The 24,672-nt window shown below is 69.5% G+C and carries 19 protein-coding genes; 6 read left to right on the forward strand and 13 right to left on the reverse strand.

Going from position 1 to position 24,672, the window contains the following annotated elements; genetic code table 11:
* Positions 1 to 3: 3 nt before the first annotated feature.
* From rsxB to VFQ84_RS04705, 6 genes are all read right to left on the reverse strand, one after another.
* On the reverse strand, positions 4 to 534 hold the full coding sequence (gene rsxB / locus VFQ84_RS04680; RefSeq protein ID WP_325129713.1) for an electron transport complex subunit RsxB: 531 nt from the start codon (positions 532 to 534) through the stop codon (positions 4 to 6).
* 1 nt (position 535) lies between these two features.
* Positions 536 to 1,117, reverse strand: a complete 582-nt coding sequence (gene rsxA, locus VFQ84_RS04685) for an electron transport complex subunit RsxA (RefSeq protein ID WP_325129715.1) — start codon at positions 1,115 to 1,117, stop codon at positions 536 to 538.
* Between the two features lie 7 nt (positions 1,118 to 1,124).
* The gene (gene metG / locus VFQ84_RS04690) at positions 1,125 to 3,236 is read right to left on the reverse strand and encodes a methionine--tRNA ligase (RefSeq protein ID WP_325129716.1); all 2,112 of its coding nucleotides are present in this window, start codon (positions 3,234 to 3,236) and stop codon (positions 1,125 to 1,127) included.
* A 75-nt stretch (positions 3,237 to 3,311) separates the two neighbouring features.
* Complete coding sequence (locus VFQ84_RS04695) at positions 3,312 to 4,892, reverse strand: tetratricopeptide repeat-containing sulfotransferase family protein (RefSeq protein ID WP_325129720.1); 1,581 nt, start codon at positions 4,890 to 4,892, stop codon at positions 3,312 to 3,314.
* A gap of 90 nt (positions 4,893 to 4,982) precedes the next feature.
* On the reverse strand, positions 4,983 to 7,832 hold the full coding sequence (locus VFQ84_RS04700; RefSeq protein ID WP_325129722.1) for a TonB-dependent receptor plug domain-containing protein: 2,850 nt from the start codon (positions 7,830 to 7,832) through the stop codon (positions 4,983 to 4,985).
* Between the two features lie 394 nt (positions 7,833 to 8,226).
* A complete protein-coding gene (locus VFQ84_RS04705) occupies positions 8,227 to 11,115 on the reverse strand; it encodes a TonB-dependent receptor plug domain-containing protein (protein ID WP_325129724.1) in 2,889 nt (962 codons plus the stop codon).
* Positions 11,116 to 11,306: 191 nt separating this feature from the next.
* Between VFQ84_RS04705 and apbC the strand changes: the two genes are divergently transcribed.
* Positions 11,307 to 12,392: an iron-sulfur cluster carrier protein ApbC gene (gene apbC, locus VFQ84_RS04710; RefSeq protein WP_325129726.1), complete on the forward strand. Its 1,086-nt coding sequence runs from the start codon at positions 11,307 to 11,309 to the stop codon at positions 12,390 to 12,392.
* A 74-nt stretch (positions 12,393 to 12,466) separates the two neighbouring features.
* Positions 12,467 to 13,036 (forward strand): dCTP deaminase, encoded by a 570-nt coding sequence (gene dcd, locus VFQ84_RS04715; protein WP_325129728.1) that lies wholly within the window; start codon positions 12,467 to 12,469, stop codon positions 13,034 to 13,036.
* A gap of 9 nt (positions 13,037 to 13,045) precedes the next feature.
* Here dcd and VFQ84_RS04720 read toward each other — a convergent pair whose 3' ends face one another.
* The 3 genes from VFQ84_RS04720 to VFQ84_RS04730 are packed head-to-tail and all read right to left on the reverse strand — an operon-like array spanning position 13,046 to position 14,306.
* Positions 13,046 to 13,207 carry a LiaI-LiaF-like domain-containing protein gene (locus VFQ84_RS04720; RefSeq protein ID WP_325129730.1) on the reverse strand — a complete coding sequence of 54 codons (162 nt, stop codon included), beginning with the start codon at positions 13,205 to 13,207 and terminating at the stop codon, positions 13,046 to 13,048.
* Complete coding sequence (locus VFQ84_RS04725) at positions 13,204 to 13,632, reverse strand: HIT family protein (protein WP_325129731.1); 429 nt, start codon at positions 13,630 to 13,632, stop codon at positions 13,204 to 13,206. Before VFQ84_RS04725 ends, VFQ84_RS04720 begins: the two co-directional genes overlap by 4 nt.
* Before the next feature lie 8 nt (positions 13,633 to 13,640).
* Positions 13,641 to 14,306, reverse strand: coding sequence for a dienelactone hydrolase family protein (locus VFQ84_RS04730; protein WP_325129733.1), 666 nt, complete (start codon positions 14,304 to 14,306; stop codon positions 13,641 to 13,643).
* Positions 14,307 to 14,400: 94 nt separating this feature from the next.
* Here VFQ84_RS04730 and rimO point away from each other — a divergent pair, with 94 nt between their 5' ends.
* Positions 14,401 to 15,735 carry a 30S ribosomal protein S12 methylthiotransferase RimO gene (gene rimO, locus VFQ84_RS04735; protein ID WP_325129735.1) on the forward strand — a complete coding sequence of 445 codons (1,335 nt, stop codon included), beginning with the start codon at positions 14,401 to 14,403 and terminating at the stop codon, positions 15,733 to 15,735.
* A gap of 292 nt (positions 15,736 to 16,027) precedes the next feature.
* Here the strand turns inward: rimO and greB are convergent, their stop codons facing one another.
* The 3 genes from greB to VFQ84_RS04750 form a co-directional block, all read right to left on the reverse strand.
* Entirely contained in the window at positions 16,028 to 16,534 is a 507-nt protein-coding gene (gene greB / locus VFQ84_RS04740; RefSeq protein WP_325129737.1) for a transcription elongation factor GreB, read from the reverse strand.
* Between the two features lie 3 nt (positions 16,535 to 16,537).
* Positions 16,538 to 18,124, reverse strand: coding sequence for an AbgT family transporter (locus VFQ84_RS04745; RefSeq protein ID WP_325129738.1), 1,587 nt, complete (start codon positions 18,122 to 18,124; stop codon positions 16,538 to 16,540).
* Between the two features lie 118 nt (positions 18,125 to 18,242).
* Positions 18,243 to 19,739 carry a helicase HerA-like domain-containing protein gene (locus VFQ84_RS04750; protein WP_325129740.1) on the reverse strand — a complete coding sequence of 499 codons (1,497 nt, stop codon included), beginning with the start codon at positions 19,737 to 19,739 and terminating at the stop codon, positions 18,243 to 18,245.
* Positions 19,740 to 19,844: 105 nt separating this feature from the next.
* On the opposite strand from VFQ84_RS04750, the gene VFQ84_RS04755 reads away from it, so the two are divergent.
* Entirely contained in the window at positions 19,845 to 21,275 is a 1,431-nt protein-coding gene (locus VFQ84_RS04755) for a transglycosylase SLT domain-containing protein (RefSeq protein WP_325129742.1), read from the forward strand.
* A 279-nt stretch (positions 21,276 to 21,554) separates the two neighbouring features.
* Here VFQ84_RS04755 and VFQ84_RS04760 read toward each other — a convergent pair whose 3' ends face one another.
* Positions 21,555 to 23,585, reverse strand: a complete 2,031-nt coding sequence (locus tag VFQ84_RS04760) for a 3-hydroxyacyl-CoA dehydrogenase NAD-binding domain-containing protein (protein WP_325129745.1) — start codon at positions 23,583 to 23,585, stop codon at positions 21,555 to 21,557.
* A gap of 153 nt (positions 23,586 to 23,738) precedes the next feature.
* Between VFQ84_RS04760 and rpoE the strand changes: the two genes are divergently transcribed.
* Together rpoE and VFQ84_RS04770 are read left to right on the forward strand one after the other, a co-directional pair.
* On the forward strand, positions 23,739 to 24,332 hold the full coding sequence (rpoE, locus tag VFQ84_RS04765; protein ID WP_325129746.1) for an RNA polymerase sigma factor RpoE: 594 nt from the start codon (positions 23,739 to 23,741) through the stop codon (positions 24,330 to 24,332).
* On the forward strand, positions 24,329 to 24,672 hold a 344-nt coding region (locus VFQ84_RS04770; protein ID WP_325129748.1), incomplete at its 3' end, for a sigma-E factor negative regulatory protein. The genes rpoE and VFQ84_RS04770, both read left to right, overlap by 4 nt.

The following is a 24,672-nucleotide window of genomic DNA, read 5'->3' on the forward strand; positions in this document are numbered from 1 at the left end:
GCCTCAGGCGGGCCGCGGCCAGCGCACCTCGCCTGGCCGCGGCGCCGGCGGCACCAGTTCGATGCAGTCGACCGGGCAGGGCGGCAGGCACAGCTCGCAGCCCGTGCACAGGTCGGCGATGACCACGTGCATCCGCTTGGGGGCGCCGACGATGGCGTCCACCGGGCAGGTCTGGATGCACTTGGTGCAGCCGATGCAGTCCTCCTCGACCACCACGGCCACCTTCGGCGGCGTCGGTACGCCGTTGTCGGGATTGATCGGCTTGGGCTCGCGGCCCAGCAGCTCCGCCAGCGCCCGTACGCCGGCTTCGCCGCCCGGCGGGCACTGGTTGATGTCGGCTTCGCCCGCGGCGATCGCGCGCGCGTAGGGCTTGCAGCCGGGGAAACCGCACTGGCCGCACTGGGTCTGCGGCAGCAGCCGGTCGATGCGTTCGACCATCGGGTCGGCCTGCACCCGGAAGCGCACCGCGGCCCAGCCCAGCAGTCCGCCCAGCCCGGACGCCAGTGCGACCACCCCCAGCCAGCCCGCGGCCATCTCAGGCCGGCACCAGGCCGGAGAAGCCCATGAAGGCCAGCGACATCAGCCCGGCCGTGGCCAGCGCGATCGGCGCGCCGCGCCAGGCGGCCGGTACGTCGGCGGCCTCGAGCCGCTCGCGCATCGCCGAGAACAGCACCAGCACCAGGCCAAAGCCCACCGCCGCGCCGAAGCCGTAGAGCACCGATTCGAGCAGGCCGTGGCGTGCCTGCACGTTCAGCAGCGCGACGCCGAGCACGGCGCAGTTGGTGGTGATCAGCGGCAGGTAGAGGCCGAGCACGCGGTAGAGCCGCGGGCTCTGGCGGTTCATCACGATCTCGGTGAACTGGACCACGGCGGCGATCACCAGGATGAAGCCCAGCGTGCGCAGGTATTCCAGGCCCAGCGGCACCAGCAGCCAGTGGTGCACCACCCAGGCCAGCGCCGCCGACAGCGTGAGCACGAAGCCGGTGGCCAGGGCCATGCCGTAGGCAGCGTCGAGCCGGCGCGACACGCCCATGAACGGGCACAGGCCCAGGAACTTCACCAGCACGAAGTTGTTGACGAAGACCGCGCCGACCAGCAGCAGGGCGATGTCTTCCACGGCGGCCTTACCGGACCGGCATGCCGGGCGCGGCGCCGGCGTCGGCGTCGAGCAGGGCCAGCGCACCGCCGTCGAAGCCGGCGGACAGGATCATGCCCTCGCTCAGGCCGAAGCGCATCTTGCGCGGCGCGAGGTTGGCGATGAACACCACCGAGCGGCCCACCAGCTTCTCCGGTTCGGCGTAGCTGCCGCGGATGCCCGAGAAGATCTGGCGCTGGCCCAGCTCGCCGGCGTCGAGCAGGAAGCGCAGCAGCTTGTCCGAGCCGTCCACGAAGCCGCACTCGAGCACCTTGCCGATGCGCAGGTCGAGCCTGGCGAAGTCCTCGATGCCAATCGTCGCCACCGCCTTGTTCTCTGCAGGAGCGGCTTCAGCCGCGAAGCCTTTCGCGGGAAGCTTCGGGCCTGAAGGCCCGCCTGCCGACTCGGCCTTGGCGGGCACGTCGGCAGGCTTGAGGTCTTCCTTGCTGGCTTCGGTCATGGCTTCGATCTGCTTCGGGTCGATACGGGTCATCAGGGATTCGTAGGGCGCGATGGCGTGCGCGGTCAGCGGCGTGGCGATGGCGTCCCAGTGCGCCACCGGCGCCTGCAGGAAGGCCTCGGCGCGGGCGACGGTGACCGGCAGCACCGGCTTGAGCGCGGCGGCCAGCAGGCGGAACAGGTTCAGGCCCTGGGTGCAGACCGCCTGCAGTTCGGCGTCGGCGCTGTCCTGCTTGGCGATCACCCACGGCTTGCGTTCGTCGATGTAGCGGTTGGCCTCGTCGGCCAGCGCCATCACCTGGCGCATGGCCAGGCCGGCTTCGTCGCGGGCGTAGCTGGCGGCCACTTCGCGCACGCCCTCGACGAAGCGCGCGTACATCGCCGGGTCGGGCAGGGCGTCGGCGAGCCGGCCGCCGAAGCGCTTGGTGATGAAGCCGGCGCAGCGGCTGGCGATGTTGACGAACTTGCCGACCAGGTCGGCGTTGACCCGCGCCACGAAGTCGTCGAGGTTGAGATCGAGGTCGACCACGCCGGCGCCGGTCTTGACCGCGAAGTAGTAGCGCAGGTGCTCGGGATTGAGGCCGCTGTCGAGGTAGGTGCGCGCCTGCACGAAGGTGCCGCGCGACTTGCTCATCTTGGCGCCGTTGACGGTCAGGTAGCCGTTGACGTGCAGGGCCGTCGGCGTGCGCAGCCCGGCGCCGTGCAGCATCGCCGGCCAGAACAGGCCGTGGAAGTTGATGATGTCCTTGCCGAGGAAATGGTGCATCTCGGTCTCGCCGCCGGCGTTGCGGGCGGCGTCGGTGAAGGCGTCGAAGTCGGCGCCGCCGCGGTCGCAGAAGGCCTTGAAGCTGGCCAGGTAGCCGATCGGCGCATCCAGCCAGACGTAGAAGAACTTGCCCGGCGCATCGGGGATGGGGAAGCCGAAGTAGGGCGCGTCGCGGCTGATGTCCCAGTCGCGCAGGCCGCCTTCGAGCCATTCGCCCAGCTTGGCCTTCACCGACGGATGCGCGACGTCGCCGGCCATCCACTCGCGCAGGAAGGCCTCGAACTTGCCCAGTTCGAAGAAGTAGTGCTCGGAATCGCGCAGCTCGGGCACGGCGCCCGACACCACCGAGCGCGGGTTCTTCAGGTCGGTCGGCGAATAGGCCTTGCCGCAGACCTCGCAGTTGTCGCCGTACTGGTCGGCGGCGCCGCAGTTCGGGCACTCGCCCTTGATGTAGCGGTCGGGCAGGAACATCTGCCGCTCGGGGTCGAACAGCTGCTGGATCGAGCGCCGCGCGATCGCCTTCGGGCCGTGGCTGCCGTCGCGCAGGCGGGTGTAGACCAGGCTGGCGAGCGCGCGGTTCTCGTCCGAGTGGGTCGAGTGGTAGTGGTCGAAGTGGACGCCGAACGCGGCGAAGTCGGCCTCGTGGCTGGCCTGCATGCCGCGGATGAAGTCCTCGGGGCTGGTGCCGGCCTTCTCGGCGGCCAGCATGATCGGCGTGCCGTGGGCGTCGTCGGCGCAGACGAAGTGCGTGGTGCCGCCGGCCAGTCGCCGGGTCCGGACCCAGATGTCGGCCTGCACGTAGCCCACCAGGTGGCCAAGGTGCAGGTGCCCGTTGGCGTAGGGCAGGGCGGTGGTGACGAGGGCAGGCGCGGGCATGGGCAGGCAACGAAGGCGGGGCGGACCCGGGATTATCCTAGGTATGCGCCGCCCGCGGTAGGCGCGCGGGCCCGGTCAGTCCCCGGCGGGCAGCACCGGGGCCAGCAGCTCGCGCAGCGGCGCCAGCTCGGCGGCGTACTGGCGCCAGCGGCCCAGGCCGCTGCGGAAGATCGGGCTGCGCACCTGCACCGCGCTGGCGGTCGCCACCGGCGCCGTGTTGCGTTCGAAGGCCAGGCAGGCCTCGTTCCAGTCCAGGCCGCAGAAATCCAGCAGGCGGCGCGTGCTGGCCTCCTGGTGCTCGACCAGGTCCTCGTAGTCGATCTCGAGGATCTTGCCCGGCAGCACCTGCCGCCAGTGCGCCATCATCCGGTCGAACAGCAGGTAGTAGCGGCCGATGTCCATCAGGTCGAAGCTGTAGCGATGGAAGGGCGAGCGCAGCGAGAACAGCTGGCGCAGGTTGCCCAGGCAAGTGTCGAGCGGATGGCGGCGCAGGCAGACCATGCGCGCGTTCGGCAGCGCGCGGGCGATGTGCGGCGCGAACAGGAAGTTGTGCGGGAACTTGTCGACGAAGCGCGGCTTGCCGGCCGTGCCGGGGCGGGTGCTGGCCAGGTACTCGGCGCCGAGTCGCGCCCAGTCGATCGCCTCCGGCCTCGCCAGCGCCTGCGGATCCAGCACGTGCGGGCCCGGGGCGCCGCTGAGGTGGCGCAGCACCAGGCCGAAATTGGGCAGCTCGCCGGCGGAGTGGACGTCCGGATGGCTCGACAGGATCCGCTCGACCAGGGTCGTGCCGGAGCGCGGCATGCCGAACACGAAGATCGGGGCGTGGCTGTCGTTGCCGGCGCCGGCATGGAGCGGCTCCGGCGCGGGGAAGGCACGCATCAGGGTTTCGAAGATGGCCTCGTCGCTGGCCACGGCCGGCGGCAGCAGCGCCTTGCCGGCGGCCTTGCCGGCGACGTAGTGGCCGAAGGCGGCGGCGCTTTCGCCCAGGTCCTCGCGCTCCTTGGCCAGGGCCAGGTTCAGGCTCATGGCGCCTTCGCCGGACGCGCCGGTGTTGGCCAGCAGGGCCTGCATGCGTGCGACGTGGTTGGCGTCGGGCGTCACGCGGCGCAGCTGGGCCAGGGCCAGGTGTGCCTTCCAGAAATCGGGCTTCAGGCGCAGGCAGTGGTCGTAGTGGACGGCGGCGGCGTCGAGGTGGCCCAGGCTGACGTGGGTGGCGGCGAGGTTGAACCGATAGCCGGCGTGGTCGGGCACCAGTGCGACCGCGCGCTCGAGGACGGCCAGGGCCTGGGCCTGGCGCGACAGGGCGGTATAGACGGTGCCGAGGCTGTCGAGCGAGGCGGCGTCGCCGGGCGTGATCGCGGCCCCGCGGTCACAGGCGGCGAGGGCGGCCTCGGCATCGCGTGCGGCCAACAGGGCGCGGGCCAGGTGGGCCTGGTAGTCCTGCCGTCCGGGTTCCAGCGCGGCAGCGCGCGCGAGCCGGGGCAGGCCCTGGGGCAGGCGGCCCAGGTTAAGCGCGGCCAGGCCGGCGACGACGTGCACGCCGGCGAGATCATCGGCCTGGGGCAGCAGCGATTCGGCGAGCGCGAGGGCGCGCGGCCAGTCGCCGCGATTGAGCGATTCGACGGCCTGGGCGTAGGTCTGGGCGGGATTTTGCATGCGGGAACCTTGGCGGCATCGTCCCGGGGCGTCAAGCGCAAAAAAAAGGGCCCGGCGTTAGCCGGGCCCCTTCAAGCGGAACAGTGGAGCTTAGTTGAAGCGGTAGTCGAGCTGCAGGAACACCTCGCGGCCGACCGGGCTGAACGCGCGCCAGAAGTACGGGTAGGTGTTGAAGGTCGGATCGTTCGGGGCGATCTTGTCGAACACGTTGTTCACGTACAGGCCGACGGACATGTTGTTCGTGATCTCCTTGTTGACGTTCACGTTCCACAGCAGATGCGGAGCGATTCGGCCAGTCTCGGCCCAGTTCGGGAGCGAGCCCCAACGGGTGCCGTAGACGTTCACGTTCCAGTCGCCCTTCTCCCAGCCCACGGAGCCGTTCATGCGGCTGCGGAAGTTGAAGAACTGCGGGTTGTCGCGACGGTCCTCGATCGGCTCGCCCGGGAACTCCTGGAACTCGAGGTCCAGGACATGGGTCCAGGCGAGCGCGAAGGTGAAGTTGCCGTAGCGATCGGTGTCGAGCTGGTAACGCCAGGTCGCATCCAGGCCGGAGGTCTTGTTGTAGGCCTGGTTGATGGCGAAGGTGCGGAAGGTGTTGACCGCCTCGTCGCCGGCGATCGGGCCGGTGCCGGCGCGGTCGATCAGGTCGACGTAGAACTGGCAGGTCGGCGAGTTGATGTCGACCGGGTTGCCGTCACGATCCTGGCCCAGCAGGCAGTCCGCTTCGTTGCGGAACAGCTCGCCGACGTTGATGTCGCTGACGGCCTGCTCGAGCTCGATGGTGTAGTAGTCCAGCGAGAACGACATGTTCTCGCGGATGTCCCACACGAAGCCGAGGGTCATCGAGTTGCCTTCCTCGGCGTCGAGGACCGGGCTGCCGCTGCGGGTGCCGAAGACCTGGTACGAGTAGTCCGGGCCGGTGCACTGCGACGGGGTGGCGGTCGGGTCGAAGCCGTCGCGGCGGCAACGGTATTCGTCGAAGATGCCCGAGAAGAAGCCGGACTCAGCCGCGTAGATGTAGTGCATGTCCGGGGCGCGGAAGCTGGTGCTGTAGCTGCCGCGGACCAGCAGGCTCTCGATCGGACGCCATTCCAGGCCGACCTGCCAGGTCTCGGCGCCCGAGATCGCGCTGGCGTCGTCGTAGTAGTCGTAACGACCGGCCACGTTGGCGCGCAGGGACTCGAGGACCGGGATGCTGAACTCGACGCCGGCCGCGTAACGCGAACGGTCGCCGCCACCACCGGTGCTGGTCAGGTTGTAGATCGGGTCCGGACCGGTGTAGTTCGGGCTGGTGCGCGGATCGGGATCGATCCGGTAGTCCTGGTCGGCCGCTTCCAGCACCGCCGCCATGCCCACGGGACCGGCCGGCAGCTCGAAGATGTCGCCGGAGATGGTCACGTTGAACTGGGTGACGCTCGACTCGGCGTCGTCACGGACGCGGGTGTTGAGCGACTGGAAGGTGGCCGGATCGATCGGGTTGTAGAAGCGATCGAGGTTCAGCTCGTACTGCGGGTAGTAGTTGAAGTACGGATCAAGACCCTGCTGGGCACCCAGGAAGTAGTCGTTGATCGCGTTCTCGAGCAGGCGCGGGCGATCGGTGTTCAGGTGGTACTCGGAGTGCGAGATCGTCGCATCCCAGTCGAAGCGGTTGTTGGCGAAGGTGCCACGGATACCGGCCGCGAAGTCATAGGTCTTCTCGTCGATCTCGGTGGTCTGCGCGCCCAGGCCGCCGACTTCGTCGGGGGTGAAGATGCGCTGCAGCTGCACGAAGGCGCCGCCGCCCGGGCCGAGGGCCGCGGAGTCGACGTTCGGGATGTAGATGAAGCTGCCCGGGTTCGCCCAGAACTGCGTGTTGCTGGCCAGGGTGGCGAGCGCACGGCTGTGGTAGAACTGCGCGAAGCCCTGCACGTTGTCGCTGAAGTCGAAGGTACCGTTGAGGTAGATCGACTGGTTGCTGTCGGCGTTGCGGATGGCCTGGGTCGCCGGGTAACCGAAGTAGCCGCAGCGCGGGCCGGTGTAGACGGCCGAGGTTTCGAAGAAGAAGGTGTCGAACTCCGCGAAGCGATCGCAGGTGGCCTCGACGCCGTCCGGCGCCAGGCGCGCGGAGTTGAAGGCGTCGAACACCAGGATGCCTTCGACCGGGTTGACGTCTTCCGGGGCCACGCCCGGCTCGTCGAAGTACGAATCCATGAAGTCACGCTGGCTGGCGAAGATCTCTTCGCGCTCCAGGGCCTCGAAGGCGTAGGTCAGGGACCAGCGGTCGCCGGTCTTGCCGCCGACCCACTGGAACTGGCCGACGTCGCCGCCGCCACGGGTGGTGGTGCCGCCGCGGACGGTGAGCTGGTCGCCCTCGAAGTTGGACTTCAGGATGATGTTGACCACGCCGGCCACGGCGTCGGAGCCGTAAATGGCCGAGGCGCCGCCCGTGAGGACTTCGACGCGGGCGATGGCGGCGGCCGGGATGTTGGCCAGGTTCACGGCGTTGGACTGGCTGTTGTACGGCAGCGGATAGTCAGCGGCGCGGCGGCCGTTGATCAGGATCAGCTGGTAGCCGGGGCCCAGGCCGCGCAGGTTGATGAAGCTGGCGTTCGGGGTGAAGCCGTTCTGGGTCAGCTCGTTCTGCACGCTGCCGGTGAACTGGGTCAGGGTGTTCAGGGCTTCATAGACGGTCGAGAAACCTTCCTTCTCGATGTCCTCGGCCGTGATCACGACGACCGGGGCCGGACCTTCGATCTCGGCGCGCTTGATGCGCGAACCGGTCACGACGACGGCGTCGAGCTCGGCAGCCTCGGGCTGCTGGGCAGCTTCCTCGGCGTCCTGGGCCAGCGCGGTGCTGGCGAAGGGCAGGACCAGCGCCAGCGTGAGCGCGCGGGAAAGCACGTTCTTGCGGAGCAGGCTATGGGCGGGTGCCGGGCGGCCGGCGAATGGAACCTTGGTCATGTAACCCCCAGATTGAACTAATAGAAGCCCTGGATCTTTTTGGTTGCGGATTAGGGCGGTACGGCCGGCACAGGGACGGCCTTAACCGGAACGTAACACAACTCAGGGCGTGTGTCGTGAGGAATTGCCGTGCAATCAGCCGGTTATGTGAAGCAGGGTCCGAAAAGCCCGTGGTGGCGCGGGTTTAAGCCGCCTCGGGGCAGCCCCTGGCGGCGTTTCCCGGCGCCCTCCGGGGCCCCGCGGGCCGGGGTTCAGGACCCTTGCAGCGGGGCGGCGGGCGGTTCCGCCGGTCCCGATGTCCCGGGGGGGGGCCGGCGACCCGGCCCCCCCCGGCGACAAGAAAAAAGGGCCCGGCTTGCGCCGGGCCCCAAGTGGAACAGGCTTGCCTCTGGGTTTAGAAGCGGTAGTTCATGGTCAGGCCCACTTCGCGGCCGATCGGGCTGTACGCCTGCCAGAAGTACGGGTAGGCGTTGAAGGTCGGGTCGCTCGGGGCGATGTCGTCGAACACGTTGTTGATGTTCAGGCGGGCCGAGAAGTTCGGCGTGAACTGCTTGCCGACCGACAGGTTGACCGTGGTGTGCGGCCCGGCGCGGTCGTCGAGCACGCCGCTGGTGACCAGCGAATTGCTCAGGACCCAGCGCGGGAAGCTGCCGTAGCGGTTCACGAACACCGTCGCGTCCCAGTCGCCCTTGCTCCAGCCCATGGTCACGCGCACGCGGCTGCGGAAGTCCGCGGTCGAGTTGGCGTCACGATAGTCGATCGGGTTGTCGCCCTCGCGGGCCACCGTCTCGTGCTTGAGCGTGTGCGACCAGGCGATGTTGGCCTGGAAGTTGCCCCAGCGATCGGTGTCGAGGCGGTAGTCCAGCGCCGCGTCGATGCCGTTGACCTTGCGGGCCGCCAGGTTGATCGGGCCGCTGCGCACTTCGAGCAGGCGGTCGTCATTGGTCGGGTCGCGGTCGATGCGGGTGGCGATCTGGGCGCAGTAGGCCGAGCTGGACGCGAACGGGAAGGGCGCGCCGTTGGGGTAGAAGCCGGTCGTGCAGCCGAACTCGTCCTGGATGATGGACGAACCGGACTGGACGGTGACTTCGTCCTCGAGCTTGATCTGCCAGTAGTCGGCGGTCAGCGTCAGCGAATCGACGATGTCCCAGACGAAGCCGACGGTGTACGACTCGCCGGTCTCCTCGATCAGGCCGGGCTGGCCCTGCGAGGTGGTGAAGACCTGGTAGTTGTACGCCGCACCGGCGCCGCTGCAGGCCTGCGCGGTGATGCCGTCGCGGTCGCAGCGGGTGAAGTCGGTGACGGTGCCGAAGGAACCGCTGGCCTCGGCGAAGATGTAGTGCATGTCCGGGGCCTTGAAGCTGGTCGAGTAGGAACCCCGGACCAGCAGGCTTTCGAACGGGCGCCACTCCAGGCCACCGTTGTAGGTGATGGCATCGTCGACGTCGGTGATGTCGTCGTACTTGTCGTAACGGGCCGCCATGCTGGCGGTCAGGGTGCTGAACACCGGCACGGAGAACTCGACGCCGGCCGCGTAGCGGTCACGCTCGCCGCCACCGCCGGTGCCGGTGAGGTTGTAGATCGCGCGCACCGACGGGAACAGCCGGGCGTCGGTGTTGAGGTCGTAGGACTGGCTGTTGGTCTCGACGATGGCCGCGAAGCCCACCGGGCCGGCCGGCAGCTCGAACAGGTCGCCGGTGACGGCGAACTGGGCGAACTTGTTTTCCGACTCGGCCTCGTACTTCACCTGGGTCGACATGCTGGCGTAGTCCGCCGCCGAGATCGGGCCGTAGAAGCGGTCGAGGTTCAGCGCATACACCGGCGTGCCGGCCGGGGCGATGCCGGCCGCGATGCCGGTGTACGGACCCACGCCCACGGTGCCCAGTCGCGGGCCCATGAAGAAGGCCGTGGCGCCTTCGACGGTCATGCGCGGACGCGTGCGGTAGGCGTCGTACTTGGCGGTGCTGATGGTGGCATCCCAGTCGAAGCGGTCGCCGAAGCTGCCGCGCAGGCCGAAGGCCACGTCATAGGACTCTTCCTCGAACTTCTGGAAGGTGCCCGAGGAGCCGCCGTAGGTTTCCGGGGTGAGCACGCGGATCGGCAGGATGCGACGGCCGAACTGCGGGTCGTAGAAGGTGCCGTTGGGCTGCGGGCCGCCGAACCACTGCTCGACGCCGCCGCCGAGCTCGGCGTCGGAGTTGTAGACCATCAGGCTGGCCCACGCCGAGGTGGTGTCGTTGAAGTCGTAGGTGCCGTAGGCGTAGCCCGAGAAGTCCTGGGCGCCGTTGACGACGGTCTGCTCGGCGGGGTAGCGGTCGTAGCCGCAGCCCGGGCCGATGGTCACGCCGCTGGCGGTGCTGGTGTAGGTGTGCGGACGGAACAGCGACGAAGCCGAGCAGTCATAGCCCGGCGCGAACAGGTAGGAGCCGGCCAGGGCGCCGCCCTGGGCGCGGATCTGGATGCCGATCGGCGGCTGGTAGCCACCGAGGCCGGCGGCGCCGTTGACGCCCGGGGGCGCCGGGTTGTCGGCGGCCGAGTCCATGAAGTCGCGCTGCCAGCCGAACAGCGGGCTGCGGTCGAAGGCTTCCAGGGCATAGGTGAGCGACCACTTGTCGCCGGACTTGCCGCCGGTCCACTGGACGTTCATCTGGTCGGCGCCGCCGCGGGTCGAGGTCTGGCCGCGGACGCTGACGGCGTCGCCGTCGTAGTTGGTGCGCAGCACCACGTTGATCACGCCGGCGATGGCGTCGGAGCCGTAGATGGCCGAGGCGCCGCCCGCCAGGATCTCGATGCGCTCGACGGCACCGGCCGGGATGTTGTTGAAGTTCTGGAAGTTGCTGCGGCCGTTGTACGGGAACGGATAGTCGTTCGCGCGGCGACCGTTGATCAGCAGCAGGGTGCGGCCCGGGCCGAGGCCGCGGAGGTTGATGACGCCGGCGTTCGGGGTGAAGCCGCCGGCCGCGTTGAAGTCGTTCTGGCCGAAACCGGAGTTCTGGCTCAGCGTCTCGAGCGCGTCGTGGACGGTGGTGAAGCCTTCGCGCTTGATCTGCTCGGCCGAGATCACGGTCACCGGCGAGGGGCCTTCGATCTGGGAGCGCTTGATGCGCGAGCCGACGACTTCGATGGTCGCGAGGGTCGCGGCATCTTCGGCGGCGGTTTCGTCATCCTCGGCGTCGGTCGCGTCCTGCGCAAAGGCGGTCGCGGCGAGCGGCAAGGTCAGGGCAAGGGCCAGCGATCGCGCGAGGACGGAGCGACGATAGCCGGCAACTGGAGCAGTACTCATGGAACCCCCTACAATGGTTGATTGTTTTTATCGCGTTTCGGGGTCCGTCTTAACGTCTCGGTAACGTCCCCTTAACGCGAACGTAACAGATGGGTTGGCCGTTTCAAGAGGGGGCCCCATCGGCCCTTGACAGCGGCCGACCGGCGGTGAACCGCCAAAAAAAACGCTATTAAATTCAGGAGCTTGGAAACATGGTCAGCGAGGCGGTGGTCCGTGCGGCACTGCAGCAAGTGGTCGACCCCCACACCGGGGAGGGGCTAACTGCGCAAACCGCGCTCCGCGGCGTGGGGGTAGACGGCGACCGGGTGGCGGTGGAAATCCAGCTGGGCTACCCGGCGGCCGGCTGGCACGCCGCCCTGGCGCGGCAGGTCGAGCAGGCGCTGCTGGCGATCCCCGGCGTCGCCCGCGCCACCGTCTCGGTGGCTTCGCGCGTGCAGGCGCACCGCGTGCAGAAGGACATGACGCCGCTGCCGCGGGTGCGAAACATCATCGCGGTGGCCTCGGGCAAGGGCGGCGTCGGCAAATCCACCACCGCCGTGAACCTCGCGCTCGCCCTGCAGGCCGAGGGCGCCCGCGTCGGCGTCCTCGATGCCGACATCTACGGCCCGTCGATCCCCAAGATGCTGGGCCTGGAAGGCCGCCCCGACAGCCCCGACGGCCAGTCGATCGAACCCAAGCGCAACCACGGCCTGCAGGCGATGTCGATCGGCCTGCTGGTGGGCGAGGACACGCCCATGATCTGGCGCGGCCCGATGGTCACCCAGGCCCTGCAGCAGCTGCTCAACAACACGCTGTGGGACGACCTGGACTACCTGGTCATCGACCTGCCGCCCGGCACCGGCGACATCCAGCTCACGCTGGCGCAGCGGGTGCCGGTGTCCGGCGCCGTCATCGTCACCACGCCGCAGGACATCGCCACGCTCGATGCCCGCAAGGCGCTGCAGATGTTCGCCAAGGTCGAGGTGCCGGTGCTCGGCATCGTCGAGAACATGGCCGTGCACGTGTGCTCGAACTGCGGCCACGCCGAGCACGTGTTCGGCGCCGGCGGCGGCGAGCGGATGGCGGCGCAGTACGACGTGCCGCTGCTGGGCGCGCTGCCGCTGGACATCCAGATCCGCGAACAGGCGGACTCGGGCACCCCCACCGTCGCCGCCGACCCGGATTCGCCGCTGTCGCTGGCCTACCGCGACATCGCCCGCCGCACCGCGGCCAGGCTGTCGCTGCAGGCCCGCAACAAGGCCATCGCCTTCCCCAACATCGTCATCCAGGATTCCTGAGCCCGGCGCCGGGCGCGCCACGGCCTGCCCGGCCCGCTAGAATCCCGCCTTCACCCCAGGAGCCGCGCCCCCGCATGAGCATCAAGTCCGACAAGTGGATCCGCCGCATGGCCGAGCAGCAGGGCATGATCGAGCCCTTCGAGCCCGGCCAGGTCAAGCACGGCGGCGACGGCCATCGCATCGTCAGCTACGGCACTTCGAGCTATGGCTACGACGTGCGCTGCGCGCGCGAGTTCAAGATCTTCACCAACATCAACTCGACCATCGTCGACCCGAAGAACTTCGACCCGACCAGCTTCGTCGACGTGGTGTCGGACGTGTGCATCATCCCGCCCAATTCATTCGCGCTGGCGCGCACGGTCGAATTCTTCCGCATCCCGCGCGATACCCTGGTGGTCTGCCTGGGCAAGAGCACCTACGCCCGCTGCGGCATCATCGTCAACGTGACGCCGCTGGAGCCGGAGTGGGAAGGCCACGTGACGCTCGAGTTCAGCAACACCACGCCGCTGCCGGCCAAGATCTACGCCGGCGAGGGCGTGGCGCAGATGCTGTTCTTCCAGTCCGACGAAGTCTGCGAGACCTCGTACAAGGACCGCGGCGGCAAGTACCAGGGCCAGACCGGCGTGACCCTGCCGCGGACCTGAGCCGCGGCGCTAGCTTCGTTTCGCCAGCAGGCTCAGGCCCAGCGCGATCAGCAGCACCGGCCACCATTTGAACAGGGTGGCCCAGATCCGGAATTCCGGGATCAGGTTGTTCGCCAGCAGCAGCGCGCCCAGCAGGATCAGGATGATGGCGGGCAGGACGTTCGATTTCATGCGGACTCCGGGGGCAGGGCGGCGGCGGCCAGCGCCGACCGCAGGGAAGATAGCAGCGCCTCGCGCCGATCGGCCACGTAGGGCTGGCGCAGGCCGGCGCCCCAGACCGGGCCCGGCCAGGCCGCGTCGCCTTCCTGGCGCGCCACCACGTGCACGTGCAGCTGCCGGACCACGTTGCCCAGCGCGCCCACGTTGAGCTTGTGCACCGGGCCCAGGCCGCGCAGCAGCCGGCCCGCCAGGTTCACCTCCGCCAGCAGCAGGCGCTGGGCGTCGCCGGCGAGGTCGATCCATTCGGTGGCGCCGGGCACCCGCGGCACCAGCACCAGCCAGGGAAAACGGGCGTCGTCCATCAGCCGGAACTGCGACAGCGGGCCGTCGGCTACCAGCACGGAGTCCGCGGCCAGCCGCGGGTCGAGGTCGATCATCGGGCCGCTCAGCGCAGGTTCTTCTGGAAGAAGGCGAGGGTGCGGTCCAGGGCCTGTTTGGCGACCGGCTCGTTGTAGTCCGGGCGCTGGTCGCAGTTGAAACCGTGGCCGGCGCCGGGCCAGACGTGGATCTCGGCGCTGTCCTCCAGGGCCTCGCGGTGCTTGGCGACGTCCTCGGCCGGGATCAGCGGGTCGTCCTCGCCGAAATGCAGCATCAGCGGGGCCTTGGGGCGCTCTTTCAGCAGGGGCACGGTGCGGCCGCCGTAGTAGCTGACCGCCGGCAGGCCGATCCGGGCGTTGGCCAGGTAGGCCACGCTGCCGCCCCAGCAATAGCCCACGACGCCGACCCGGAACTCGCCCTCGACCAGGTCGTAGACGCCGCGGACGCCGTCGAGCGCGCCATTGAAGCCCAGCTCCTCGGCCAGGGCCCGGCCGCGGGCCACCCCTTCGGCGTCGTAGCCCAGCTCGGTCCCGGGGCTGATGCGGTCGAACAGGGCCGGGGCGATGGCCAGGTAGCCGTAGTTGGCGAACCGGTCGGTGACCTGCCGGATATGGTGGTTCACGCCGAAGATTTCCTGGATGACGATCAGGGCGCCGCGCGGCTTATCGTGCGGCTTGGCCTGCCAGGCCGAGATGCGGCCGTGGCGGGTGCTGATCGAGATGTTCTGGCCCATGCGTCTTCCCCCGTTGGTCCAAGGGCTCCAGCCTACACCGGCGGGCCGGCCGGCGAGGGGTATAATCCGCGCCCCCGCCCCGACCCGGTCCGCCATGTCCGCCAGCCACCCCAAGGTGGGCTTCGTCAGCCTCGGCTGCCCGAAAGCCCTCGTCGATTCAGAACGCATTCTGACCCAGCTTCGGGTCGAGGGTTATGACATCGTGCCCAGCTACGACGCCGCCGACGTGGTGGTGGTCAACACCTGCGGCTTCATCGACTCGGCCGTGGCCGAGAGCCTGGACGCGATCGGCGAGGCCATCGCCGAAAACGGCAAGGTCATCGTCACCGGCTGCCTGGGCAAGCGTCCCGAGCAGATCCGCGCCGCCCACCCGGGCGTGCTGTCGATCAGCGGCCCGCAGGACTACGCCAGCGTGATGTCGGCCGTGCACGCGGCGCTGCCGCCGCGGCACGACCCGTTCGTGGACCTGCTGCCGGACTACGGCCTCAAGCTCACGCCCAAGCACTACGCCTACCTGAAGATTTCCGAGGGCTGCAACCACCGCTGCAGCTTCTGCATCATCCCGTCGATGCGCGGCGACCTGGTGTCGCGCCCCGTCGACGAGGTGCTGCGCGAGGCCGAGAAGCTGGCCCGCGGCGGCGTCCGCGAGCTGCTGGTGGTGTCGCAGGACACCAGCGCCTACGGCGTGGACATGAAGTACGCGGCGCGCGAGTGGCGTGGCAAGGAGTACCAGACGCGCATGAAGGGCCTGTGCGAGGGCCTGGGCGAACTCGGCCTGTGGACCCGCCTGCACTACGTCTACCCGTACCCGCACGTCGACGACATCATCCCGCTGATGGCCGAGGGCAAGCTGCTGCCTTACCTCGACATCCCGTTCCAGCACGCCAGCCCGCGCATCCTCAAGCTGATGAAGCGGCCGGGCGCGGTCGACAAGACGCTCGAGCGCATCCAGCGCTGGCGGTCCATCTGCCCCGAGATCACGATCCGCAGCACCTTCATCGTCGGCTTCCCGGGCGAGACCGAGGAGGACTTCGAGCAGCTGCTGGCCTTCCTCGACCAGGCCGAGCTCGACCGCGTCGGCGCCTTCGCCTACTCGCCGGTGGAAGGCGCCAGCGCCAACGACCTGCCGGGCGCGGTGCCGGAAGCGGTGAAGCAGGAGCGCCTGGCGCGCTTCATGGCCCTGCAGGCCGAGATCAGCGCCGACAAGCTCGAGCGCAAGGTCGGCACGGTGCAGACGGTGATCATCGACGAGATCGACGGCGAACTCGCGATCGGCCGCTCGAAGGCCGACGCCCCGGAGATCGACGGCCTGGTGCAGATCCAGGACGGCGCCGCCGCCGGCCTCAAGCCCGGGGACTTCTGCGAAGTCCGCATCATGGGCAGCGACGAGCACGACCTCTTCGGCCTGGTCGGCGACGACGAGGACTGAGGTCGCTGCAACGGGCTGGCCGTGGCTGGGGAAGCGGTCTTTGCCACGGATGAACTCGGATGAACACGGATTCGTAAAAAGCGGTTTTAACGCGGATAAGAGCGGATGACGCGGATAAAAGCGGATAGAGCGAAGTGACTTGAAAAGCGAAGGGCCACGCGGTTGCGGGGCCCTTTTCGCTTGCCAAACTCAAACTCAGGCTTGATCCGCTCTTATCCGCGCCATCCGCTCTTATCCGCGTTCAAAATTTCTTATCCGTGTTCTTCCGTGTTCATCCGTGGCCAAAATGCCTTTACGCCAGTTCGTAGGAAACGACGAGCACGGCGTAGCGCGCGGGGCCGGCGGGGAGCTGGACTTCGAACTCGTCGTCCACGCGTTTGCGCAGGGCGGCGCGGGCGAGCGGGGAGTCGATGCTGATCCAGCCCGCCTTGGCGTCGGTTTCGTCGGGGCCGACGATGCGGTAGCGGGCGGTGTCGCCGCTGTCGACGTTCTCGATCTCGAACACCGCGCCGAAGAAGATCGCGCCCGGGTCCGACGGCGGGCCTTCGGCGACCTTCAGCGCCTCGAGCCGCTTGGTGAGGTAACGCACGCGGCGGTCGATCTCGCCCAGCTGCTTCTTGCGGTAGGTGTATTCCGCGTTCTCGCTGCGGTCGCCTTCGGCCGCGGCTTCGGCCAGCGCCTTGACCACGGCCGGTCGCCGCACGCGCCAGAGATCGTCCAGTTCGGCGCGCAGGCATTCGAAGCCGGCGCGGGTGATGATCGCCGTCGACCCTTCGGCCGGCGGCCGCCAGCGGCCCATGGCTCAGCCCGCGACGGGCGACGCCGGCAGGTACTCCAGCGGCGAATCCGGGCCGATCGGCAGCTCCAGCCAGATCCACACGCCGAACATCACGCTCCAGCCGATCAGGAAGACGATGGAGTAGGGCAGCATGGTCGCCACCAGCGTGCCGATGCCGGCCTTGGGCTCGTAGCGCTGGAAGAAGGCAATGATCAGCGCGAAGTAGCTCATCATCGGCGAGATGATGTTGGTGACGCTGTCGCCGACGCGGTAGGCCACCTGGGTCATCTCGGGCGAATAGCCCAGCAGCATGAACATCGGGATGAAGACCGGCGCCATCAGCGCCCATTTCGCCGACGCCGAGCCCATGAACAGGTTCACCGTGGCCGTGAGCAGGATGAAGCAGATGAACAGCGGGATGGTCGGCAGGCCCAGCGCCTTCAGGAAATCGGCGCCTTCCACCGCGAACACCAGGCCCAGCTGGGTCCAGTTGAAGAAGGCCACGAACTGCGCCGCGAAGAACACCAGCACCAGGTAGCCGCCCAGCGTGCTCATGCTGGCGGACATGCCCTTGATCACGTCGGCGTCCGACTTGATGGTGCCGGCGCCGACGCCGAAGGCCACGCCGGCGATGACGCCGTAGAGGAAGATGATGACCACGACGCCGCTGAGGAAGGGCGACTTGAGCAGGTCGCCGGTGGTCGCATCGCGCAGGAAGCCGGCACCCGGCAGGGTGCCCACGGGCAGCGCCGACCAGACCAGCAGCAGGGTGAACAGCGAGATTGCGATCGCGGCCCACACCATGCCCCGGCGCTCGGCCGGATTGAGGCGCTGGGAATCCGGGGCGGCTTCGCCGGCCTGCGCCAGGGTGAGGCCCGGCGGCGGGTTGGGGAAGCGCGGGGCGACGATGCGTTCGGTCACGAACCAGCCCAGCAGCGTGATCACCGGGGTCGAGGCGATCATGAAGTACCAGTTCGCCAGCGGGCTCACGGTGTAGTTCGGATCGATGATGCGGGCTGCTTCCTGCGACAGGCCCGACAGCAGCGGGTCGATGGTGCCGATCAGCAGATTGGCCGAATAGCCGCCCGAGACGCCGGCGAACACCGCGGCCATGCCCAGGATCGGATGGCGTCCGGCCGAGATGAAGATCAGCGCGCCCAGCGGCACCAGCAGCACGTAGCCGATCTCGCTGGCCATGTTCGACATCACGCCGGCGAACACCAGCACGGGCGTGAGCAGGACCCGCGGCGCCGCCAGCACCAGCATGCGCAGGGACGCGCCGATCAGCCCGCTGTGCTCCGCGACGCCGATGCCGATCAGGGCCACCAGCACCACGCCCAGCGGCGCGAAGCTGGTGAAGTTGGTGACCGCGCCGGTCATCATCCGGTGCAGGCCCTCGATGCTCATCAGGTTCACCGGCGTGACGATCTCGCCGGTGGACGGATGCGCCACGCTCAGCCCGGCCATCGAGGCCAGCCAGGACGCCACCACCACGGCCAGTGCCAGCAGCGCGAACAGCGTCGCCGGGTGCGGCAGGGCATTGCCGCCCTTTTCCACGATGTTGAGGAAGCGGTCCATGGCGCGGCGCTTGGCGGGGGCGAGTTCGGTCATCGGTGGCTTTCCGGTGGCGGTTGGGCGGGGCCCGAAGCGCCCAAATATACCCGAGGTCGCCGGACGGGCCCGGCGGTCGGGTAGTGCGTGCGCTCCGGAGGCGGTGGGCGGCCGCGGATTAGCGCTTCTTTCCGCCCATCAGGCTGCCGAGGATGCCGCGCAGGATCTGGCGGCCGATGCCGTTGGCCACGGTGCGCGTGGCGGACTTGGCGGCGGCCTCCACCGCGCCCTGGCGGCGCTTGGTGCCCCAGAGGAATTCATCGAACTTCGAGGGCGGTTCCGGCTCGGCTTTCGGGGCCGGGGCGCCCGGGCCGGGCGCCGGGGACTCGGGGGCGGCGGCCTGTTCGGCGCGCTTGGCCAGCATCTCGAAGGCCGACTCGCGGTTGACCGGCGTGTCGTACTTGCCGCCGACCGGGCTGCGGCCGCGCACGGTGGCGCGCTCCTCGTCGGTGATCGCGCCCATGCGGCAGCGCGGCGGCGCGATCAGTGCGCGCTCGACCGGCATCGGGATGCCTTTCTCCAGCAGCATCGACACCAGGGCCTCGCCCACGCCCAGTTCGCCGATCACCTTGGCGACGTCCAGCCTGGGGTTCTGCACGAAGGTCTCGGCGGCGGTGCGCACGGCCTTCTGGTCGCGCGGGGTGTAGGCGCGCAGCGCGTGCTGCACGCGGTTGCCGAGCTGGCCCAGCACGGTGTCCGGGATGTCGTCGGGATTCTGCGAGCAGAAATACACGCCCACGCCCTTGGAGCGGATCAGGCGCACCACCTGCTCGACGCGCTGCTGCAGCGCCGGCGGGCAGTCGTCGAACAGCAGGTGGGCCTCGTCGAAGAAGAACACCAGCTTGGGGACGTCCAGGTCGCCGACTTCGGGCAGGGTCTCGAACAGCTCGCTCAGCAGCCACAGCAGGAAGCTCGAATACAGCCGCGGCCGCAGGATCAGCTGGTCGGCGGCCAGGAGGTTGATGACGCCGCGGCCGGACATGTCCTGGCGCATCAGGTCGGCCAGCTGCACGGCCGGCTCGCCGAAGAACTGCTTGCCGCCGTCCTGCTCGAGCCGCAGCAGGGAACGCTGGATGGCGGCCACCGACTGCGGGCTGACCAGGCCGTACTTCTTCGAGATGTCCGCCTTGTTTTCGGTGACGAAGTTGAGCAGGGCGCGCAGGTCGTCCAGGTCGAGCAGCAGCAGGCCGTTGTCGTCGGCGAGCTTGAAGGCGATGTCCATGACGCCCGACTGGGTGTCGTTGAGTTCGAGCATGCGCGACATCAGCGCCGGCCCGACCTCCGACACGGTGGTGCGCAGCGGGTGCCCCAGCTTGCCGTACAGGTCCCAGAACACCACCGGGCTGGCTTCCTGCGTGTAGCCTTCGACGCCGATCTGCGCGACGCGCGCGGCGAGTTTTTCGCTGGGCGTGCCCGCGACCGCCAGGCCGGCGATGTCGCCCTTCACGTCGGCCATCACCACCGGCACGCCCAGGCGCGAGAAGCCCTCGGCCATCACCATCAGGGTCACCGACTTGCCGGTGCCGGTGGCGCCGGCCACCAGGCCGTGGCGGTTGCCGTACTTGCCCATCAGGCGCACGGGCAGGTCGCCCTTGCCGATCAGGATGTCGCTCATCAGGGGGAGGCTCCGCTGCGGATGGTCGTGCGATTCTAGCCGCGCCCGCTTGCCGCCGCGCGACCCGGGCCGCTAGGCTGCGCGCCTGTCGTCCCGGATGCTCCAATGCGCGCCTTGCTCCTGCTGCCCTTGTCCCTCGTCCTGCTGTTGGCCGCGGCCCCGGCCGACGCCCGCCGCGCGTCGGCCAACGCCGAAAAGCTCTACGACACCCTGGCCGAGGCCAGCGAGCGCTACCGCGAAGGCCTGGCCCTGATCCGGCGCGGCGAAGCCACGCCCGGGCGCGAGGCGACCCGCGAGGCGGCGGCCCGCCTGCTCGAGGCCGCCCGCCGCTGCCAGGACACCCGCGGCTGCGACGGCGCGCGCTTCCTGGCCGCCTACGACGCGCTGGTGCAGGAAGGCGCGGACCTGGCCGCCGGCGGCGAGGGCTTCCGGGCCGATGCCCCGGACACCGCCCTGGCGGGTGAATCGGCGGTCGCGGCGGCGATGCCCGAGGCCGGCCGCAGCGTCACCCTGCTCAAGGGCCAGGACCTGCGCCAGCTGATCGAGCTCAACGAGCCGGTGAAGGCCGCCATGGCCGAGTGGCTGACCTGGATGCGCCCCAGCCTGATCACCAGCTGGGAGAACTACCAGCAGATGCGTTTCCTGATGTGGCCCGAATACGAGCAGGCCGGCCTGCCCGAGGCGCTGCTGTTCGGCATCCTGGCCAAGGAATCCAACGGGCGCGTGCACGCGGTCTCGCGCGCCGGCGCCGCCGGCCCGCTGCAGTTCATGCCGGCCACCGGCGCGCGCTTCGGCCTGGGCTGGCGCGATGGCTTCGACACCCGCTACGACCCCCAGCTGGCCGCGCGCGCCAGCGTGCTGTACTTCAACGAGCGCTTCGCCGAGCTCAACAACGACCTCGAGTTCGCGGTGGCCGCCTACAACGGCGGCGAAGGGCGGGCACTGCGGCTCAAGCGCGCGGCCGGGGACAAGTCGTTCTGGGACCCGTCGGTCTATGGCCAGCTGCCGCCCGAGACCCGCGACTACGTGCCCTACGTGCTGGCCGCGGCGTGGCTGTTCCTGCATCCCGAGGAATACGGCCTGGAATTCCCGGCCGTCGACGGCGCCGCCACGATGATGAAGCTGCAGGCGCCGGCCTCGATCTACCAGCTCGCCATTTGCCTGGGCGGGCCGCGCGAGGGCTACTTCCGCGCCCTGCGCAACCTCAATCCGCGCTACGAACCGCACGCGCCGATCGCCGCCGGCACCGAACTGCGGGTGCCGGTGGCGGTGCCGCCGCGCTACCAGCAAAGCTGCCTGCAGGGTCCGCGCGCCGAACGTGCGATTGCGCTGATGGCCGCCAGCAAGCCCACCGTGCCGGCCACCGCCTCGCGGTCGCCGACGCGCAGCTACCGCGTGCGTTCGGGCGATACCCTCAGCGCCATCTCGCGCCGGCACGACTGCGCCGGCCCGACCCAGCTGGCCAAGGCCAACGGCCTGCGTCCGCCCTACGTCATCCGCGCCGGCCAGTCGCTCCGTCTGATCGGCTGCGGCTGACCCCCGCAGGAGCCCCCCGGCCGCAAACCGCTCCCCTGTAGGAGCGCCTTCAGGCACGAAGCTTTCCCCTGTAGGAGCGCCTTCAGGCGCGAAGCTTTTCGGCGAAAGGCTTCGCGCCTGAAGGCGCTCCTACAGGGGCGTGGAGCGCGCGCCAGCCCGCGCGGGGCGTGGAGCGCGGCCCAGCCCGCGCGGGGCGTGGAGCGCGCCCCAGCCCGCGCGTGGCGTGGAGCGCATCCCAGCCGGCGCAGGGCTCAGGGCCCGTCCCAGCGGGCGCGGGGCTTAGAGCGCGTCCCAGCCGGCGCGAGGCTTGAAGCGTGCGCCGTAGCGGGTATGCAGCGTATCCAGCCGGGCCTTGAGCTTGTCGGCGCCCACGGCCTTGATGTGCTGGATCGGGCCGCCGCGGAAGGGCGCGAAGCCGGTGCCGAAGATCACGCCGGCATCGAGCAGGTCGGCGTCGGACACCACGCCGTCGTGCAGGCACGACACCGCTTCGTTGAGCAGCGGCAGCAGCAGGCGGTCCTCCAGGTCCTCGGGCGCCTGGTAGTCCTTGGGCACCACGGGCTTCACGGCGCGGCCGTTCTCCCACTTGTACAGGCCCTGGCCGTCCTTCTTGCCGCGCTTGCCGTCCTCGACCCTGAACGCGTCGGGCAGGGGCAGGCCGTGGAAGTCGGCCATGATCTTGCCGACGCTGGCGGCAACATCCAGGCCGACGGTGTCGACCAGCTCGATCGGTCCCATCGGCATGCCGAACTTCAGGGCCACCTTGTCGATCACCGGGCCCGGGATGCCCTCCGAGAACGCGATGATCGCTTCCTGCATGTACGGCGCCAGGATGCGGTTGACCAGGAAGCCCGGCGTGCCGGCGACCGGCACCGGCAGCTTGTCGATCGCCTTGCAGAAGGCCGCGAGGCGACGCTCGGTCTCGGCGTCGAGGCCGTCGTGGCGCACGATTTCCACCAGCGGCATCAGTGCCACCGGGTTGAAGTAGTGCAGGCCGGCGAAGCGTGCCGGGTCCTTGCGGCCCGCGCGCAGGTCGGTGAGCGGGATCGACGAAGTGTTCGAGACCAGGATGGCGCCGGGCTTGAGCGTCTCCTCGACCTTGGCGAACAGCGCCTGCTTGGCCTCGAGGTTCTCGAAGATGGCTTCGATCACCAGGTCGGCCTGGGCGACACCCGTTCCCTCGACATCGGCCTTGAGCCGGGCCGACGTGGCCTCGCGCCTGGCCGGGTCCTTCACCTTCTTCTCGAACAGCTTGGCCGCCCGGTCCAGCGCCGGCTGGATGTACTTCAGCTCGCGGTCCTGCAGGGTCACCTCGAAGCCGCGCAGCGCGCACCAGGCGGCGATGTCGCCGCCCATCACGCCGGCGCCGATGACGTGCACCTTCTGTATCCCGTGGTCCTTGCCACCGAGCGACTTGAGGCGGTCCATCAGGAAGAACACCCGCACCAGGTTGTGCGCGGTCGGCGAAGCGGCCAGCTTCACCACCGATTTCGCCTCGGCCTTGAGCGCGGCGTGAACCGGCAGGCCGCCGCTGCGGCGCCAGGTCTCGATCAGCGCGAACGGGGCGGGGTAGTGCTCCTTGCGCGCCTTGCGGGCGACCTGCTTGGCGATCTGCGGCGCCAGGATCGCGCGGCCCAGGCCGGTGTTGGTGGCCCAGGCCGCCAGGCGCTGCTTGAGCGGGCGGGTGGTGCCGCGCTGGGCCAGCTTCACCGCTTCGTCCAGCAGCACGGCGGGCGCGACCACCTTGTCGACCAGGCCGATGGCGCGCGCGGACGACGCGGAAAGGGCCCGGCCGGTCAGCATCAGGTCCATTGCCGCGGGGGCGCCCAGCAGTCGCGGCGCGCGCACGCTTCCGCCCCAGCCGGGATAGATGCCCAGCTTCACCTCGGGCAGGCCGATGCGGGTCTTCTCGTCGTTGCTGGCGATGCGGTAGCGGCAGGCCAGGGAAATCTCGGTGCCGCCGCCCATGCAGTGGCCGTGGATCGCAGCCACGGTCGGGCAGCGCAGCTCGGCCAGTTTCTGGAACACCAGCTGGCCGTGGCGGATCCAGTCCTCGGTCTGGCCCTTGGCGGCGATGTCGCCGAAGGACTTGATGTCGGCGCCGGGGATGAAGCCGGCCGCCTTGCCCGAGATGATCACGACGCCCTTGGGCAGTTCCAGGGCGATGCGCTCGACCATGGACTCGAGTTCGTCCAGGACCGCGCGCGAGAGCGCGTTGACGTTCTGGTCGGCCCGGTCGAGGGTCAGTACCAGGATGCCGTCGGGGCGGGGGTCGGCACGCCAGTGCGCGAGGCGAAGTCCGTCGAACATGGCGGTCTCCATACGATGGGGTAGGGAAGGGAGGACGTATCATCCCGGCAGGACCCCGGGGGGGTCAACGCCGCCGGCGCGCGCCGGCGGGAACTTTCCCCGGCGGCGGATGTCCATGGAGCGGCCCGGATGGCCGCAGGAGCAGCGGCCCGGATGGGCGACAACGAACTGGACCTGGCCCTGGTCAAGCGGGTGCAAGGCGGCGACAACTCGGCCTTCGACCTGCTGGTGCGCAAGTACCAGCACCGGATCGGTGCCGTCGTGTACCGCTTCGTGCCCGACCATGCCGAGGCCCAGGACATCACCCAGGATGCGTTCATCCGCGCCTACCGGGCGCTGCCGAACTTCCGCGGGGATGCCCAGTTCTATACGTGGCTCTACCGGATCGCCGTGAATACCGCCAAGAATTTCCTCGTTTCCAGCAAGCGCCGCCCCCCGACCGCCGACATCGCGGCCGAGGACGCCGAGCACCTTTCGGGCGGCGGTCGCCTGCACGACCACGACACCCCGGAACACCAGCTGCTGCGCCAGGAGATCGAACAGGCCGTCACCGACACGGTGGCTGGCCTGCCCGACGACCTGCGCCAGGCCATCACCCTGCGCGAGGTGGACGGCCTGAGCTACGACGAGATCGCGCAGCTGATGCAATGCCCGATCGGGACGGTGCGCTCGCGCATCTTCCGGGCCCGCGAGGCCATCGACCAGGTGTTGCGCCCCCTGATGGACACCGAGCGAGTGCGCCCATGACCGACATCGATCCCCGCCTGAAGGAACGGCTCAGCGCCTGGCTGGACGGCGAACTGCCGGCCGACGAGGCCCGCTTCCTGCAGCGAAGGCTGGACCACGACCCGGCCCTGCGCGCCCAGTTCGAACGCTGGCAGCTGGCGACGGCCTGCCTGCGCGGGCAGCCGGTGCGCCTGATGCCCGACGGTTTCGCCGCCCGGGTCGGCGATGCCCTGGCCGGCGCGGGTCCGGCGCGCGCGCGCTGGCCCTGGGCGGCGGGCGTGGCCGCCGCCGTGCTCGTCGCCGCGCTGTTGCCCAACATGATGGCCACCGATGCCGGCCGTGGCCTGCCGCCGGCCCCGGC

Source organism: Arenimonas sp. (assembly GCF_035721105.1).
Lineage (GTDB): Bacteria > Pseudomonadota > Gammaproteobacteria > Xanthomonadales > Xanthomonadaceae > Arenimonas.